At 63.8% G+C, this 13,328-nt stretch carries 15 protein-coding genes; 4 read left to right on the top strand and 11 right to left on the bottom strand.

What is annotated here, in order from left to right; all coding sequences use genetic code 11:
* Positions 1 to 209: 209 nt before the first annotated feature.
* A complete protein-coding gene (locus tag ACN6KF_RS23465) occupies positions 210 to 422 on the top strand; it encodes a hypothetical protein (RefSeq protein WP_311934624.1) in 213 nt (70 codons plus the stop codon).
* Positions 423 to 526: 104 nt separating this feature from the next.
* On the opposite strand, the gene ACN6KF_RS23460 is transcribed toward ACN6KF_RS23465, so the two are convergent.
* From ACN6KF_RS23460 to mtgA, 8 genes are all read right to left on the bottom strand, one after another.
* Complete coding sequence (locus ACN6KF_RS23460; protein WP_434959165.1) at positions 527 to 928, bottom strand: F0F1 ATP synthase subunit epsilon; 402 nt, start codon at positions 926 to 928, stop codon at positions 527 to 529.
* A gap of 57 nt (positions 929 to 985) precedes the next feature.
* Complete coding sequence (gene atpD, locus ACN6KF_RS23455; protein ID WP_434959164.1) at positions 986 to 2,419, bottom strand: F0F1 ATP synthase subunit beta; 1,434 nt, start codon at positions 2,417 to 2,419, stop codon at positions 986 to 988.
* 58 nt (positions 2,420 to 2,477) lie between these two features.
* Positions 2,478 to 2,882 carry an organic hydroperoxide resistance protein gene (locus ACN6KF_RS23450; protein ID WP_434959163.1) on the bottom strand — a complete coding sequence of 135 codons (405 nt, stop codon included), beginning with the start codon at positions 2,880 to 2,882 and terminating at the stop codon, positions 2,478 to 2,480.
* A gap of 22 nt (positions 2,883 to 2,904) precedes the next feature.
* The gene (locus ACN6KF_RS23445) at positions 2,905 to 3,780 is read right to left on the bottom strand and encodes a F0F1 ATP synthase subunit gamma (protein WP_434959162.1); all 876 of its coding nucleotides are present in this window, start codon (positions 3,778 to 3,780) and stop codon (positions 2,905 to 2,907) included.
* Between the two features lie 121 nt (positions 3,781 to 3,901).
* Positions 3,902 to 5,428, bottom strand: coding sequence for a F0F1 ATP synthase subunit alpha (gene atpA / locus ACN6KF_RS23440; RefSeq protein WP_434959161.1), 1,527 nt, complete (start codon positions 5,426 to 5,428; stop codon positions 3,902 to 3,904).
* Positions 5,428 to 5,988, bottom strand: a complete 561-nt coding sequence (locus ACN6KF_RS23435; protein WP_434959160.1) for a F0F1 ATP synthase subunit delta — start codon at positions 5,986 to 5,988, stop codon at positions 5,428 to 5,430. Before ACN6KF_RS23435 ends, atpA begins: the two co-directional genes overlap by 1 nt.
* A gap of 447 nt (positions 5,989 to 6,435) precedes the next feature.
* Entirely contained in the window at positions 6,436 to 6,621 is a 186-nt protein-coding gene (rpmF, locus tag ACN6KF_RS23430; RefSeq protein ID WP_068294749.1) for a 50S ribosomal protein L32, read from the bottom strand.
* A gap of 161 nt (positions 6,622 to 6,782) precedes the next feature.
* The gene (mtgA, locus tag ACN6KF_RS23425) at positions 6,783 to 7,514 is read right to left on the bottom strand and encodes a monofunctional biosynthetic peptidoglycan transglycosylase (protein ID WP_434959159.1); all 732 of its coding nucleotides are present in this window, start codon (positions 7,512 to 7,514) and stop codon (positions 6,783 to 6,785) included.
* 282 nt (positions 7,515 to 7,796) lie between these two features.
* Between mtgA and ACN6KF_RS23420 the strand changes: the two genes are divergently transcribed.
* Positions 7,797 to 8,666: a LysR family transcriptional regulator gene (locus ACN6KF_RS23420; protein ID WP_434959158.1), complete on the top strand. Its 870-nt coding sequence runs from the start codon at positions 7,797 to 7,799 to the stop codon at positions 8,664 to 8,666.
* 7 nt (positions 8,667 to 8,673) lie between these two features.
* Here the strand turns inward: ACN6KF_RS23420 and ACN6KF_RS23415 are convergent, their stop codons facing one another.
* Both ACN6KF_RS23415 and ACN6KF_RS23410 read right to left on the bottom strand, forming a co-directional pair.
* Positions 8,674 to 9,099 (bottom strand): cupin domain-containing protein, encoded by a 426-nt coding sequence (locus tag ACN6KF_RS23415; protein ID WP_434959157.1) that lies wholly within the window; start codon positions 9,097 to 9,099, stop codon positions 8,674 to 8,676.
* A 114-nt stretch (positions 9,100 to 9,213) separates the two neighbouring features.
* On the bottom strand, positions 9,214 to 10,098 hold the full coding sequence (locus ACN6KF_RS23410; RefSeq protein ID WP_434959156.1) for a LysR substrate-binding domain-containing protein: 885 nt from the start codon (positions 10,096 to 10,098) through the stop codon (positions 9,214 to 9,216).
* Between the two features lie 68 nt (positions 10,099 to 10,166).
* On the opposite strand from ACN6KF_RS23410, the gene ACN6KF_RS23405 reads away from it, so the two are divergent.
* Positions 10,167 to 11,090 (top strand): DMT family transporter, encoded by a 924-nt coding sequence (locus ACN6KF_RS23405; RefSeq protein ID WP_434959155.1) that lies wholly within the window; start codon positions 10,167 to 10,169, stop codon positions 11,088 to 11,090.
* 9 nt (positions 11,091 to 11,099) lie between these two features.
* Here the strand turns inward: ACN6KF_RS23405 and ACN6KF_RS23400 are convergent, their stop codons facing one another.
* The gene (locus tag ACN6KF_RS23400) at positions 11,100 to 11,987 is read right to left on the bottom strand and encodes a LysR family transcriptional regulator (RefSeq protein ID WP_434959154.1); all 888 of its coding nucleotides are present in this window, start codon (positions 11,985 to 11,987) and stop codon (positions 11,100 to 11,102) included.
* A gap of 210 nt (positions 11,988 to 12,197) precedes the next feature.
* On the opposite strand from ACN6KF_RS23400, the gene ACN6KF_RS23395 reads away from it, so the two are divergent.
* Positions 12,198 to 13,265: a YeiH family protein gene (locus tag ACN6KF_RS23395; RefSeq protein ID WP_434959153.1), complete on the top strand. Its 1,068-nt coding sequence runs from the start codon at positions 12,198 to 12,200 to the stop codon at positions 13,263 to 13,265.
* The last annotated feature ends 63 nt before the right edge of the window (positions 13,266 to 13,328 follow it).

The following is a 13,328-nucleotide window of genomic DNA, read 5'->3' as shown; positions in this document are numbered from 1 at the left end:
GCGGCGAGGAGAACTGGAGGAAGCCCAGCCGATCCCCTTTCCATTTTCCTGCAAAGTCGGGCATGCTGGCTTGCGATCAGCCCGAACGTTTGCGACTTGCCGGGACCACCCGGAATCGCAAAGACACGTCGAAACAAGGAGTTAGAGCGAACAGGCATTCAGTCATGAACGCGTTTTGCTCTAGAGAATCAGGCGGGAGGAACAACCGGATGCGCGACAAGTCGACCGAAGGCCAGCTCGTACCAGGGCTTAATGTCATCGAGACGACAGAGACGGACAACATCCTGCGCTGGGACGGCCATATGGTCTATGTCGAGCACAAGGTCTTCCATAACGGGCAGGTGGTCCACGAGCGCTATAAACGCCGTGTCACGACCGAAGTCGCCAAGGCCTTGCTGACCACGATCCAGCTGAACGGCTGATCGGAGCACGAACCTCACGGCGAGACCGCATCATGTCGCGCTGCCGTGTTCAAAAAGAAAAAGCGCGCCGAAGCGCGCTTTTCAGAAGAAATGAGTGAACGTATTCAGCTCAGGGCTTTCTGCAATTCCTTGATCTGGCCGAGCTTGAGATCGGCCAAGGCCTTGGCGGCGTCGTCGACAGCCGCCTGGACCGCTGCCTCGGCGGCTGCAATTTCCAAGCTGACCTTGTCTGGCGTCATTTCCTCGATCGGAACGGCTTGTTCGGCCAGGATCGTGAGCCCCTGCGGATTGACGTCCGCGAAACCACCCCGCACGAACAGATGACGGGACGAGCCGCCCGCGGTTTCCTTGACCACAATGATGCCGGGCCGGATGGTCGACATCACCGGAGCGTGCTGGGACAGCACCTCGAAATCGCCTTCGCTGCCCGGCACGACGACGGATTCGACAGGGCCGGAGAACAGCAGCTTCTCAGGCGTGACGAGTTCGAATTGGAAGCTGGCCATCGATGCGGTCCTTGATTTCCAGAAGAGGGGCGCCTGACGGCGCCCCAGTCAGCATTGTTACGCAGCCTCGGCGGCCAGGCGCTTGCCCTTCTCGACGGCCTGCTCGATGGTGCCGACCATGTAGAAGGCGGCTTCCGGCAGATAGTCGTACTGGCCTTCGGCAATGCCCTTGAAGCCCTTGACGGTATCCTCGATGGCAACCTGCACGCCGTCCGAACCGGTGAACACCTTGGCGACGTCGAAGGGCTGCGACAGGAAGCGCTCGATCTTGCGGGCGCGCGCCACGGTCAGCTTGTCCTCTTCAGACAGTTCGTCCATGCCCAGAATGGCGATGATGTCCTGCAGGGCCTTGTAGCGCTGGAGGATCTGCTGCACCTGGCGGGCGACAGCGTAATGCTCTTCACCGACCACGGCCGGGGTGAGCATGCGCGAGGTCGAGTCGAGCGGATCGACGGCCGGGTAGATGCCCTTTTCGGCGATCGAGCGCGACAGCACGGTCGTCGCGTCAAGATGGGCGAAGGAGGTGGCGGGTGCCGGGTCGGTCAAGTCGTCGGCCGGCACGTAGATGGCCTGCACCGAGGTGATCGAACCCTTGGTGGTGGTGGTGATGCGCTCTTGCAGCGCGCCCATGTCGGTGGCGAGCGTCGGCTGATAGCCCACGGCCGAAGGAATACGGCCGAGAAGCGCGGACACCTCGGAACCAGCCTGGGTGAAGCGGAAGATGTTGTCCACGAAGAACAGCACGTCCTGGCCCTGGTCACGGAAATGCTCGGCGACGGTGAGGCCGGTCAGAGCGACGCGAGCGCGGGCGCCCGGCGGCTCGTTCATCTGGCCGAACACCAGGGCGCACTTCGACTTGACCGACGAATTGGCGTCATGCGGATCGGCATTGACGCCCGATTCGATGAACTCGTGATAGAGGTCGTTGCCCTCGCGGGTACGCTCGCCGACACCGGCGAACACTGAGTAGCCGCCATGGGTCTTGGCGATGTTGTTGATCAGTTCCTGAATGAGCACGGTCTTGCCGACGCCGGCGCCGCCGAACAGGCCGATCTTGCCGCCCTTGGCGTAGGGGGCGAGCAGGTCGACCACCTTGATGCCGGTGACGAGGATCTGGGCTTCCGTGGACTGCTCGGCATAGCTCGGAGCAGGCGCATGGATCGGGCGCACGCCCTCGCCATTGACCGGGCCGGCTTCATCGATCGGCTCGCCGATGACGTTCATGATGCGGCCGAGCGTGGCCTCGCCCACCGGCACCGCGATCGGCTTGCCGGTATCGGTGACGGGCTGGCCGCGCACCAGGCCTTCGGAAATGTCCATGGCGATGCAGCGGACCGTGGATTCGCCCAGATGCTGTGCGACTTCCAGCACCAGACGCTGGCCGTTGTTGGTGGTTTCGAGGGCGTTCAGGATCTCGGGCAGATGGCCGTCGAACTGTACGTCGACAACGGCGCCGATGACCTGCGAAACGCGTCCGGTCGGGTTGGCCATGGGTTTCTCCAAAGTCTCTTGTCTGTTTGACAAATTCTTGTCTGTTTGAGAGCTGCGATCAGACGACGGTCAACGTGACGGGCACGTTGTTCCGGGTCGCCCGGGAATAGGGGCAGATCTGGTGAGCTTCCTCGACCAGCGCCTTGACCTTGTCGAGGTCGGCGCCGGGGACATGCACCTTCATCTCCACCGAGAGGGCGAAGCTGATATCGTCCTTGGCCAGCGTCACCTGGCAGGTGATCTTGGCGGTGGCGCCGTCAATGCCATGCTTGCGGCCAAGCGCCACGATGGCCTGGCCATAGCAGGCCGAATAGCCCAGCGCGAAGAGCTGCTCGGGGTTATGGCCTTCGCCATTGCCGCCGAGTTCCTTCGGAAAGGCCATCGCCAATGCCAGGCCGCCATTGTCGAGGATCGCGCGGCCCTCGCGGCCACCCTTGGTCGAGGCAGAAGTTGCGTAAGACATCACGATACCCCTATGGCTGACCTCAGAGCGCTTCCGCACCCGAGATGATTTCGATCAGTTCCTTGGTGATCATCGCCTGGCGCGTGCGGTTGTAGGTGATCGTCTGCTTCTTGATCATCTCACCGGCATTGCGCGTGGCGTTGTCCATGGCGCTCATCTGCGACCCGTAGAAGGACGCATTGTTCTCGAGCAGAGCACGCAGCACCTGCACCGAGATGTTGCGGGGCAGGAGATCCGCGAGGATGGCGCCCTCATCCGGCTCATACTCATAGGCGATCTTCTGCGTGCCTTCCTTGACGGCCGGCACTTCGGCCGGGATCAGGCGCTTGGCGGTCGGGATCTGCGAGATCACAGACTTGAAGGTCGAGTAGAACAGGGTGCAGACGTCGAAGCCGCCCTCTGCATAGAGCTTGCGGACCTTCGCACCAACCTGATCGGCGTGCTCGAAGCCGAGCTGGCGCACGGAGCGGAAGTCCACGAGCTCGATGATGTGCTTCTCGAGCTGACGCTTGAGCACATCGTAGCCCTTGCGCCCGACGCAGATGATCTTGACGGTCTTGCCTTGGCCGAGCAGGGCCAAGGCGTGCTCGCGGGCCAGACGGGCGATCGAGGTGTTGAACGCCCCGCACAGGCCACGCTCGCCGGTGCAGACCACCAGCAGATGGGTTTGATCCTTGCCGTTGCCCGCCAGCAGCGGCGGGGCCTGGCGTGGATCGGCGATCGAACCGGCGAGATTGGCGAGCACACCGTCGATGCGTTCGGCATAGGGGCGCGCAGCCTCGGCCGCCGACTGGGCGCGGCGCAACTTGGCGGCCGCGACCATCTGCATGGCCTTGGTGATCTTCTGCGTCGCCTTGACCGAGGCAATACGGTTTCTGAGGTCCTTAAGCGATGCCATCGCTTCGCCTTCCTATCGAGAGCGAGAGCGTTTTTCGATCTGACCGGATCGGAAAGACGCGTCTATCTCCTTGAAATTCTGAGTATTATTCGATCGACATAATCGAATAATACTCTCGCGATCAGCCGAAGGTCTTGGCGAACGCCTCGACCTGGTCCTTGAGCTTGGCGGCGACATCGTCGCTGAGATCGCTGGAAGTGCGAATCGCCTCGAGGATCGAGCCCTCGGCACGCAGCTTGGCGAGCAGGCCCGTTTCGAAGGACCGCACCTTGCCGACTTCGATCTTGTCGAGATAGCCGTTGACGCCGGCATAGATCACCACGACCTGCTCTTCCATTTTCAGCGGGGAGAACTGGCCCTGCTTCAGGAGCTCGGTCAGGCGGGCGCCGCGAGCGAGCAGGCGCTGCGTCGAGGCGTCCAGATCGGAACCGAACTGGGCGAAGGCCGCCATTTCGCGATACTGGGCGAGCTCACCCTTGATCTTGCCGGCTACCTTCTTCATCGCCTTGGTCTGGGCGGACGAACCGACGCGCGAAACCGACAGGCCGACGTTCACCGCGGGGCGAATGCCCTGGTAGAACAGGTCGGTCTCCAGGAAGATCTGGCCGTCGGTGATCGAGATCACGTTGGTCGGAATGTAGGCCGACACGTCGTTGGCCTGGGTTTCGATGATCGGCAGCGCCGTGAGCGAGCCGAGACCGGCATCCTTACCCATCTTGGCGGCGCGTTCGAGCAGGCGGGAGTGGAGATAGAACACGTCGCCCGGATAGGCTTCGCGGCCCGGCGGGCGGCGCAGCAGCAGCGACATCTGGCGGTAGGCGACAGCCTGCTTGGACAGATCGTCATAGACGATCACGGCATGCATGCCGTTGTCGCGGAAATATTCGCCCATGGCGCAGCCGGCGAACGGTGCCAGGAACTGCATCGGGGCCGGATCGGAGGCGGTGGCGGCGATGATGATCGAATAGTCGAGCGCGCCGTTCTCTTCCAGCACCTTCACGAACTGTGCGACGGTGGAACGCTTCTGGCCGACGGCGACATAGACGCAGTAGAGCTTCTTGGTCTCGTCGTCGCCCTGGTTGAGCGGCTTCTGGTTGAGGATGGTGTCGAGCGCCACGGCGGTCTTGCCGGTCTGGCGGTCGCCGATGATCAGCTCGCGCTGGCCGCGGCCGATCGGGATCAGGGCATCGATGGCCTTGAGGCCGGTCGCCATCGGCTCGTTCACCGACTTGCGCGGAATGATGCCGGGTGCCTTGACGTCGACGCGGGCGCGCTGCTCGGCGACGATCGGGCCCTTGCCGTCGATCGGATTGCCGAGGGCGTCGACCACACGGCCGAGCAGGCCCTTGCCGACCGGGACGTCGACGATGGCGCCGGTCCGCTTGACGGTGTCGCCTTCCGAGATGCCACGGTCGGAACCGAACAGCACGATACCGACATTGTCGGCTTCGAGGTTCAGCGCCATGCCGCGCACGCCGCCGGGGAACTCGACCATCTCACCGGCCTGAACGTTGTCGAGACCATAGACGCGGGCAATACCGTCACCGACGGAGAGAACCTGACCGACTTCGGAAACTTCGGCTTCCTGGCCGAAATTCTTGATCTGGTCCTTCAGAATGGCGGAAATTTCTGCGGCGCGGATGTCCATCAGCCGACCTCTTTCATGGCGATCTTGATCGATTGGAGTTTGGTCTTGAGCGAGGCGTCGATCATGCGGCTACCGATCTTGACGATCAGACCACCGATCAGGCTCGGGTCGACCTTGACGTTGAGGGAGACGTCCTTGCCGGTCGCGCTCTTGAGCGAGTCCTTGAGGACGTTGAGATTGTCGTCGGAAAGCGGCTGGGCCGCCGTGACTTCGGCCGTGGCCTGCCCACGCGCCTTGGCGACCAGCACGGTGAAGGCCTGGATCATCTGGCCAACCGCGAACAGACGGCGGTTATGGGCGGCAAGCTTGATGAAATTGGCAGCAAGACCACCGATGCCAGCGCGCTCGAGCAACGCCGTGATCGCCTTGGTCTGCTCTTCGGAGGAAAAGACGGGGCTGCGGACGAGGCGCTTGAGATCAGCGCTTTCCTCGACGAGGCCATTGAAACGGCCGAGATCGGCTACAACGGAATCGATGGCGTTCTGCTCGCTGGCGAGCTCGAACAAGGCATTGGCATAGCGGCCTGCCATGCCGGATACGATCGGTTCTTCCCCTGCCACCGCGTGTCTCTCTGCTGAAACCACTTCGGGAGAACAGCAGTCCAGCCGGGTTTCCCCGCACCTGACCGCCCAACCCCTTGGCGGATATGTTGAATTTCCTCACGGTTGCAGGAAGGAGCTGGCTCCGGCCCCGCAACACGAGCGCTCACCTAACACACAGGCTTGGCCGACGCAACATGAGGGAAACACCCAAAACGTCGCGAAAAAATGCCAATCCTCCAGCAGAACCCGCCCCGTTTGTCACCGTTCTCGAATGAGAGCGGCAAGCGCGCCTTCCGCCATCCCGAATAGGAGGTAGGATTCGGCTGCATATGCGCGAACTGCGTACCGTGTTTCAGTGCACGATAAAGTTTCGGGCCCGCCCCCGGCACCCGTACTCAAGACAAACAAAAGGGCCGGCAATCAGCCGGCCCGGACGAGATGCCGCGCGGAAGACCGCGCAGGCTCTCAGGCGTCAGACTTCTGGGTCAGGATCTGGCGACCGCGATACATGCCGGTCTTCAGATCGACATGGTGCGGACGGCGCAGTTCGCCCGAATCCTTGTCCTCGACATAGGTCGGGGCCTTGAGGGCATCAGCGGAACGGCGGAAGCCGCGCTTCATGCGGGAGGTTTTTCGCTTCGGAACAGCCATTGGGGTATCTTCTTCGTGGCGTGCGGATGCCGTGACAGTCACGACAGGCCGATGACAAAATCGATTGAAGGCGCAGCCTATACAGGAAGAGAACTCAGGAAGAAAGAGGCTGGAGCGAGATTCTTTCGCACTCAAAACCCAGCGGCTGGGATCTCGATACCTTATTTCACGCAATCGAAATAGCCGGAAGAGTTGCGGGCGCGATTGACGATCAGGCCGGCTAGGTTGCGCAGGCGCCTAGTCGGCGCGCCGGCGCTGCGGCGGATCGGATTGGGCAGCACCACGGCGAGTTGCGCCGCCTCTCGGGCATTGAGCCTGGAGGCCGGTTTCTTGAAATAATGCTGGGCCGCCGCCTCGATGCCATAGATGCCGTCCCCCCATTCGGCCACGTTGAGATAGACCTCCAGCACCCGCTTCTTCGACCAGACCAGATCGGTCCACACGGCCAGCGGCACCTCCAGCGGCTTGCGGGCGAAAGCCGGCAGCGGCCACAGATAGAGGTTCTTCACGGTCTGCATGGCGATGGTGGAGGCTCCGCGTGAAGGCCCCTTCTCCCCGCCCCGTTCCAGGACATCGGCGATCGCGCCGAAATCGACGCCCCAATGGCGGCAGAACTGGCCATCCTCGGAAGCCATCACCGAAAACCGGGCAACCGGGGCGATATTCTCGATCGGTGTCCAGCGCCGGTCTACGGATTGGCCGGTGAGGTAGCGCCCCAGCATGGGCAGCGACATCGGCGGCACCACCGTGTAGAGGATGGTGAGCACCACAGGCAGGGCAGCGAGCACGATGGCGACTTTGACAAGGCGCCGCCATAGCGTGCGCGAACTTTTCCTGACCGGCATCGCAACCCCAAGTTCCGGCCTGTCTCCGGGCGCTGCCGCGTCAGCCATCACCCCTGCCTGATCTCCTGAAACAAAGCGCGTTCCTGGCGGAAACGCGCTTTGTTTTAGCATTTTGTTTCGACGCGTCTTCGTGATTCTCGCCGATAGCGTCAAATTGCAAGACGCTTTGGTTTCGATCTTTTCTTAACCCAAAGAGTCTTCCGGCGCATCCGGCTCGTAAGAAAGAGTTAATATCCTGACGCAAGGGATCGAGGTCCGAAGGTCCGCGCTGGGCAAGAGAACGGGTCACCTCCATATTAAGATTCACTGCTTCGCCAGGCCCCATCGACCATGCATCCCAATATCACCTTCACCCAGTTGCGCTGTTTCGTCGCCGCGGCAGAAACCGGGGGTTTCACCGCCGCCGCCCAGCGCATCCATCTCACCCAATCGGCCGTGAGCCAGGCCATCGCCGGGCTGGAGGATGCCCTCGGCGCCAAGCTGCTGACCCGTACGCGCGTGGGCGTCAAGCTCACGGACCTCGGCGAGGCCGCACTCGTGGAAGCGCAGGCCCTGCTGGCGGGCGCCCAGCGCTTGGCGACCATCGCCCAGGCCAGCGACAAGCTGGCCGGCACGACGCTGCGTATCGGCTCGGTACAGAGCGCCGCCGCCAAATTGCTGCCTGGCTGGCTCAAGCCGTTCCGGGCGCTCTATCCACGGGCCGGCATCACCCTGCACCTGGGCACCGACGAGGAAGTGAACGACTGGGTGCTTGCCGACGCCGTCGATGTCGGTATCAGCGGCGAGCCCCACCCCGAACTCGACAGTGCCATCGTCGCCAATGACGATTTCGTGCTGATCCTGCCCGCTGCCCATCCCCTGGCCAAGAACGCTTCGATCGGCCTGGAAGCAATCGACGGCGAGCGCGCCATCTTTTCCGGCGGCGGCGGCAACCGCCAGTTCGAAGAGGCCCTGCTGGCGGCCGGCAGCAGGCCGAACGTGCTGTTCCTGGCCCGCGACAACGCCACCATCTTCGGCATGGTGCGCGAGGGCATCGGCCTCACAGTCATGCCCGACCTCACGCTGCCGGACGATACCAGCGGCCTTGCCGTGCGCCGGCTGACGCCGCCGCTGCGCCGCGACCTTCACGCTTCCGTCCGTAAGCAAGGCCTCAGCCCCGCCGGCCAAGCCTTTCTGGAACTGCTACGGATCGGGAAGTAAGCACGGTTCAGTTCGAGGGCGCGGGCACCAGCCCGTATCGCCGCATGATCGCGCCCATCTGGGCGAGATCGGGCGCGTCGGCGGCCAGCAGCGCCGCCACCTCGCGAAAATAGTCGATGCCAAGCACGCCGGGCGTCAGTACGACGAGACAGCTCGCAGGGCCCTCCCCGTCATTGCGGAAAGCATGGACAATGCCGCGCGGAATGAAGAGCGTCTGCCGTGCCGCAAGAGTAACCTCGCGGTCGTCGACCCGAAAGGTCATCGCGCCCTCCAGGCCATAGACCGTTTCGTCCCAGCTCTCATGATAATGGGCGACCGGCATGCGTGCGCAGGGCTGGACGGTCATCTCGAACATGTCGAGGCTGCCCTGCGTATCCGCCTTGCTGTGCAGGAAGCGGAGTTCGAGGCCTTTGATGCTGATGATCTCCGACATGGTGCGATCCCCCAGCCGCCTGCTCCGGGAGCAGAGCCTGGTGACGACCGGCCTGCAGCTTGCTCCCCAATCCTCTCCTTCACAAGCACGGCTTTCTGCTTCCCGGCACGATCCTCATGCGTCCTCGCCCGCGGCCTCCAGCAGCCAGGCCAGGAAGAGCTCGGCGCCCCGGCGGATGGGCGGCCGGGCGCGTACCCAATAGTTGCCGAGCTGCAGCCCGTCCTGCAAGCCGACGATGGTGAGCAAACCATTGCGCAGTTCCCGCTCGATCAGGCGCGGCGAAGCCAGCGTCATGCCAAGCCCCGCGCTCGCCGCCTCCCAGGCCGCATCGTCGATCTCGAACCGGCTGGTCATGCGCACATCGCGCCAGTCGACGCCATTGACCTCGGCCCAGCGGCGCCAGTCCCAGTCGTCCTGCGTCGCTGAGATCAGAGCCCCAGAGGCCGCCAGCGCCGTGGCGTCGGCATCGCGATAGCGTGCCGCCACATCCGGCGCAGCCACCACGACGCAGATATCATCGAACAGGATCGTTCCCCCTTGAGCGGGGCCTTCGGCGCGCGAATAGCCGATCACGAGATCGATGTCGTCATGATCAGCCATTGCTGAGACCGGTGTTTCCAGCCGGACGCGGATCGAGGGATGGGCCTGGCGGAAGCTACCGAGGCGCGGAATCAGCCAGCGCAGGGCCAGCGACACCGAGGCGCGCACCAGGACCTCGTTGGCATCCCGCTGCAGGGCCGAGGCCGCCGCCGCGATGATGTCGAGCGCCGGCGCGGTAGCCGCCGCGAAACGCGCGCCCTCCGCCGTCAGCTCGATGGCATTGTTGCTGCGCGCGAACAGGCGCACGCCGAGCCCTTCCTCCAGATGACGGACCTGATGGCTGACGGCGCTGGCTGTCACGCCCAATTCCTCACCCGCCGCCTTCAGGCTGCCGAGGCGGGCGGCTGCCTCGAAGACGCGCACGGCATTGAGGGACGGAAGGCGACGAGGCGTTTGCATTAGATTTTCTCACGCAACGATCAAAAAATGCGTTTGTTTGCGGGTATGAAATCTGTGACGCATCAAGCATGACGATTGCAGCAAAATCAACGCCGCTGGCTGGAACGACCGGCATGAGCGCCAATGCCAGGGGTGCCCTGTGGCTCCTGGTCGGCACCGCCTTGTTCACCCTGATCTTCGCCTCGGGGCGCTTCGCCGGCCCGCTTCTCGCCATCCCCCAGATCCTGCTGCTGCGCTACGCCAGCGGCTTCGTGACCGTGCTCATCGTGGCCAGGGCCGGCGGGCAACCTTTCGTCGCCCTGCACAGCCCGCGGCCCGACCAACATTTTCTGCGCGCCTGCTTCGGTTGTTTCGGCGGCCTGTCTGCGATCTATGCCGCCGCCCATATGCCGGTCGCCGCCGCCAGCGCCATCGGCCTGCTCGAAGGCATCTTCGTGGTTGCCCTCGCCATGGTCATGCTTGGCGAGGCGGTAGGCTGGCGCCACTGGCTCGCCGGTCTCATCTGTGGCCTCGGCGCGCTCGCGGTGGTACTCGGCCAGCACGCGGCGGCCGCTCCCTTCGGCGACGTCAGCATTCCCGCTGCGATGGCCCTGCTCGGCGCCGTACTGATGGCCTTCGAGATCATTTATGTGAAACGGCTAACCAAGGGCGACACGCCGCTCTCCATGCTGGCCCATGTGAACCTCTTCAGCTTCCTCTTGATGCTGGTACCGGCCTGGCTGAGCTGGAAGAGCGTCGGCCCGGGCCCGATCCTGGCCTGCCTGATGCTCGGCCCCGTTGCGATCCTCGCCCAATATTGCAACATCCGGGGCTATCGGCTTGCCGACATCGCCGTGGCCGGGCCGATCGGCTATAGCTGGATCGTGTTCGCCGCGCTGCTCGGCCTCCTCGCCTTCGGCGAGGTTCCTGATCTCAAGGCCGGCATCGGCTGCCTGCTGATTCTCGCCGGAGGCTATTGGTTGACAAGGCTGCCCGCGACCAGCGGGGGCTGAGAGGCGAATTCACCCTCCGGTCTGGGTGATCACCATCTCCAACATTTGCGAAGCCTTGGTGCGGTAGCGCTCGCGATGGCGCAGCATGCGGAAAGCGCGAGGCGGCATGTCGAAGGCGATTCGCACCAGCCGTCCCGCCTGCAGGTCGGGCGCCGCCACCAGTTCGGACATCACCGTCGCGAAGGGGCCCGAGCGCACGGCCGAACGCACGGCCTCGTTGGAGGGCAGCACCAGGGCAATCTCGAGCGCGGCGGGATCGACGCCCCGCCCCCGTAACGCCTCCTCGAAGACCGATCGCGTGCCGGAGCCCTCCTCGCGCATAATCCAGCGCGCGGTGGCAATGTCGTAGGGCCGCACCGTGCGCCCATCGGCCCAGGGATGGCCCGGCGCCACCACCACGATCAGCCGGTCATGCGCCACCGTCTGCACCGACAGGGCCGGCTCATCGACGGCACCTTCGATGAAGCCGATCTCCGCCACCCCTTCCAGCACGGCCTGGGTGACGCTCTGGGTATTACCGATTTCCAACCTCAGATCGACACGCGGATGGACATCGTGGTAGCGCGCCAGGAAAGGCGCGACCCAATAGCTCGCGATGGTCTGGCTGGCATGCACGACAAGCGAGCCGCGTGCGCCGCTGCCGAGCTCGGACAGAGCGAGCTCCGCTGCCTTGGCGGATGCGAGCGTCGCCCGCGCCGTCGGCAGGAATTCCCGCCCACCGGGCGTCATCTCGATGCGGCGGCCGACACGATGAAACAGTGCCGCGCCATAGCGATCCTCCAGAACGCGGATGGCAGAACTCACGGCCGATGGCGTCAGATGGAGTTCGCCTGCGGCCTGCGTCAGGTGCTCACGCTCCGCCACGGCCACGAAAATCCTCAACTGTTCCAAAGTCATGGCAGCGTCGCCTTGCCATCGCCGGGCTTGCCCTCCACCAGACAAATTGTCCGGTGTCGACCGTTAGCGTCGCCGAAGAAGACCCAAATTTCAGTCATCTGCTTACGCACAATCCAATCATTCGATTCAATCGAATGATTTCTACACTATTTTGAAATGGATTGAACAGACCCAATAAGGCAGAACAAACCTGTGAATTGCAGGTGGATCATGAGCAGCAAGGTCGGCAGCCGGTTGGGCGATATGACGGGAATTCGCGGGATTCTTCCCGGCGCGGGCCTGTGCATCATCGTCACCGCCCTCGCCATGGGGGCCGAACTCGTCGAAGCCAGCCTGTTCGGCAAGGCCTGGCTGGAGGCTCTGGTCCTTGCCATCCTGATCGGCGCCCTGATCCGCACCTTCGCCCAGCCTGAGGCCCGTTTCGACCGCGGTATCACCTTCGGTGCCAAGACGCTGCTGGAGGTCGCCGTTGTCCTGCTCGGCGCTTCCGTCAGCGCCGCCGCCATCGCCGATGCCGGCCTCGGCTTGATGGCTGGCATCGCCGGCGTCGTCATGGTGTCGATCATGCTGAGCTTCGGCATTGGTCGCGCCCTCGGCTTGCCGCACAACATGGCCCTGCTGGTCGCCTGCGGCAATTCAATCTGCGGCAACTCGGCCATCGCCGCCACCGCGCCCGTGATCGGCGCCAACGGCAAGGATGTCGCCGCCTCGATCGCCTTCACCGCCGTGCTCGGTGTGGTCGCCGTAATCGGCCTGCCACTCCTGGTGCCTGCCCTTGATCTCACCCCGGGCCAGTATGGCGTGTTCGCCGGACTGACCGTCTATGCCGTGCCGCAGGTCCTTGCCGCCACCGCGCCCGTCGCCGCTCTCAGCGTGCAGATCGGCACCCTGGTCAAGCTCGCCCGCGTACTGATGCTTGGCCCGGTCATCGTGGTCCTCGCTTTGATCAGCGAAAGCCAGCGCAAGGCCGCCCCGGCCGAGGCCGGCACGGCTAGCCGCGCACGTCCCCGCCTCGGCCAGATCGTGCCTTGGTTCATCATCGGCTTCCTGGCCATGATGGCGCTGCGTTCCTTCGGCCTCCTGCCTCAGGGCTCGCTTCAGCCGATCTCATCGGCAGCCAATACGCTCACCATCATCTCGATGGCCGCGCTCGGTCTCACCGTCGACATCCGCGCCGTCGCCAAGGCCGGCCCGCGGGTGACCTCGACGGTGATTCTCTCCTTGCTCGCTTTGGGCGTGATCAGCTACGCGCTGATCGTGCTGCTCAAGGTCGCCTGATCCTTGAGAAAAAGTGCGATTTCTCTGAATCGCACTTTTTCTCTAACTCCCTGTTCCGCCGCG

Origin of the sequence: Labrys methylaminiphilus subsp. lupini, assembly GCF_051161885.1 — a bacterium.
GTDB lineage: Bacteria > Pseudomonadota > Alphaproteobacteria > Rhizobiales > Labraceae > Labrys.
Note: the sequence above shows the minus strand (reverse complement) of the source record. Positions and strands in the feature narration are given on the sequence as shown.

What these genes read in the sequence shown, in the direction of transcription:
- ACN6KF_RS23395 (WP_434959153.1), top strand. Translation starts at nt 12,198, where the DNA reads ATGAGCAGCAAGGTCGGCAGCCGGTTGGGCGATATGACGGGAATTCGC.
- ACN6KF_RS23415 (WP_434959157.1), bottom strand. Translation starts at nt 9,099, where the DNA reads ATGTCGGAGATCATCAGCATCAAAGGCCTCGAACTCCGCTTCCTGCAC.
- mtgA (WP_434959159.1), bottom strand. Translation starts at nt 7,514, where the DNA reads ATGGCTGACGCGGCAGCGCCCGGAGACAGGCCGGAACTTGGGGTTGCG.
- ACN6KF_RS23465 (WP_311934624.1), top strand. Translation starts at nt 210, where the DNA reads ATGCGCGACAAGTCGACCGAAGGCCAGCTCGTACCAGGGCTTAATGTC.
- ACN6KF_RS23405 (WP_434959155.1), top strand. Translation starts at nt 10,167, where the DNA reads ATGACGATTGCAGCAAAATCAACGCCGCTGGCTGGAACGACCGGCATG.
- ACN6KF_RS23445 (WP_434959162.1), bottom strand. Translation starts at nt 3,780, where the DNA reads ATGGCATCGCTTAAGGACCTCAGAAACCGTATTGCCTCGGTCAAGGCG.
- atpA (WP_434959161.1), bottom strand. Translation starts at nt 5,428, where the DNA reads ATGGACATCCGCGCCGCAGAAATTTCCGCCATTCTGAAGGACCAGATC.
- rpmF (WP_068294749.1), bottom strand. Translation starts at nt 6,621, where the DNA reads ATGGCTGTTCCGAAGCGAAAAACCTCCCGCATGAAGCGCGGCTTCCGC.
- atpD (WP_434959164.1), bottom strand. Translation starts at nt 2,419, where the DNA reads ATGGCCAACCCGACCGGACGCGTTTCGCAGGTCATCGGCGCCGTTGTC.
- ACN6KF_RS23410 (WP_434959156.1), bottom strand. Translation starts at nt 10,098, where the DNA reads ATGCAAACGCCTCGTCGCCTTCCGTCCCTCAATGCCGTGCGCGTCTTC.
- ACN6KF_RS23400 (WP_434959154.1), bottom strand. Translation starts at nt 11,987, where the DNA reads ATGACTTTGGAACAGTTGAGGATTTTCGTGGCCGTGGCGGAGCGTGAG.
- ACN6KF_RS23460 (WP_434959165.1), bottom strand. Translation starts at nt 928, where the DNA reads ATGGCCAGCTTCCAATTCGAACTCGTCACGCCTGAGAAGCTGCTGTTC.
- ACN6KF_RS23420 (WP_434959158.1), top strand. Translation starts at nt 7,797, where the DNA reads ATGCATCCCAATATCACCTTCACCCAGTTGCGCTGTTTCGTCGCCGCG.
- ACN6KF_RS23450 (WP_434959163.1), bottom strand. Translation starts at nt 2,882, where the DNA reads ATGTCTTACGCAACTTCTGCCTCGACCAAGGGTGGCCGCGAGGGCCGC.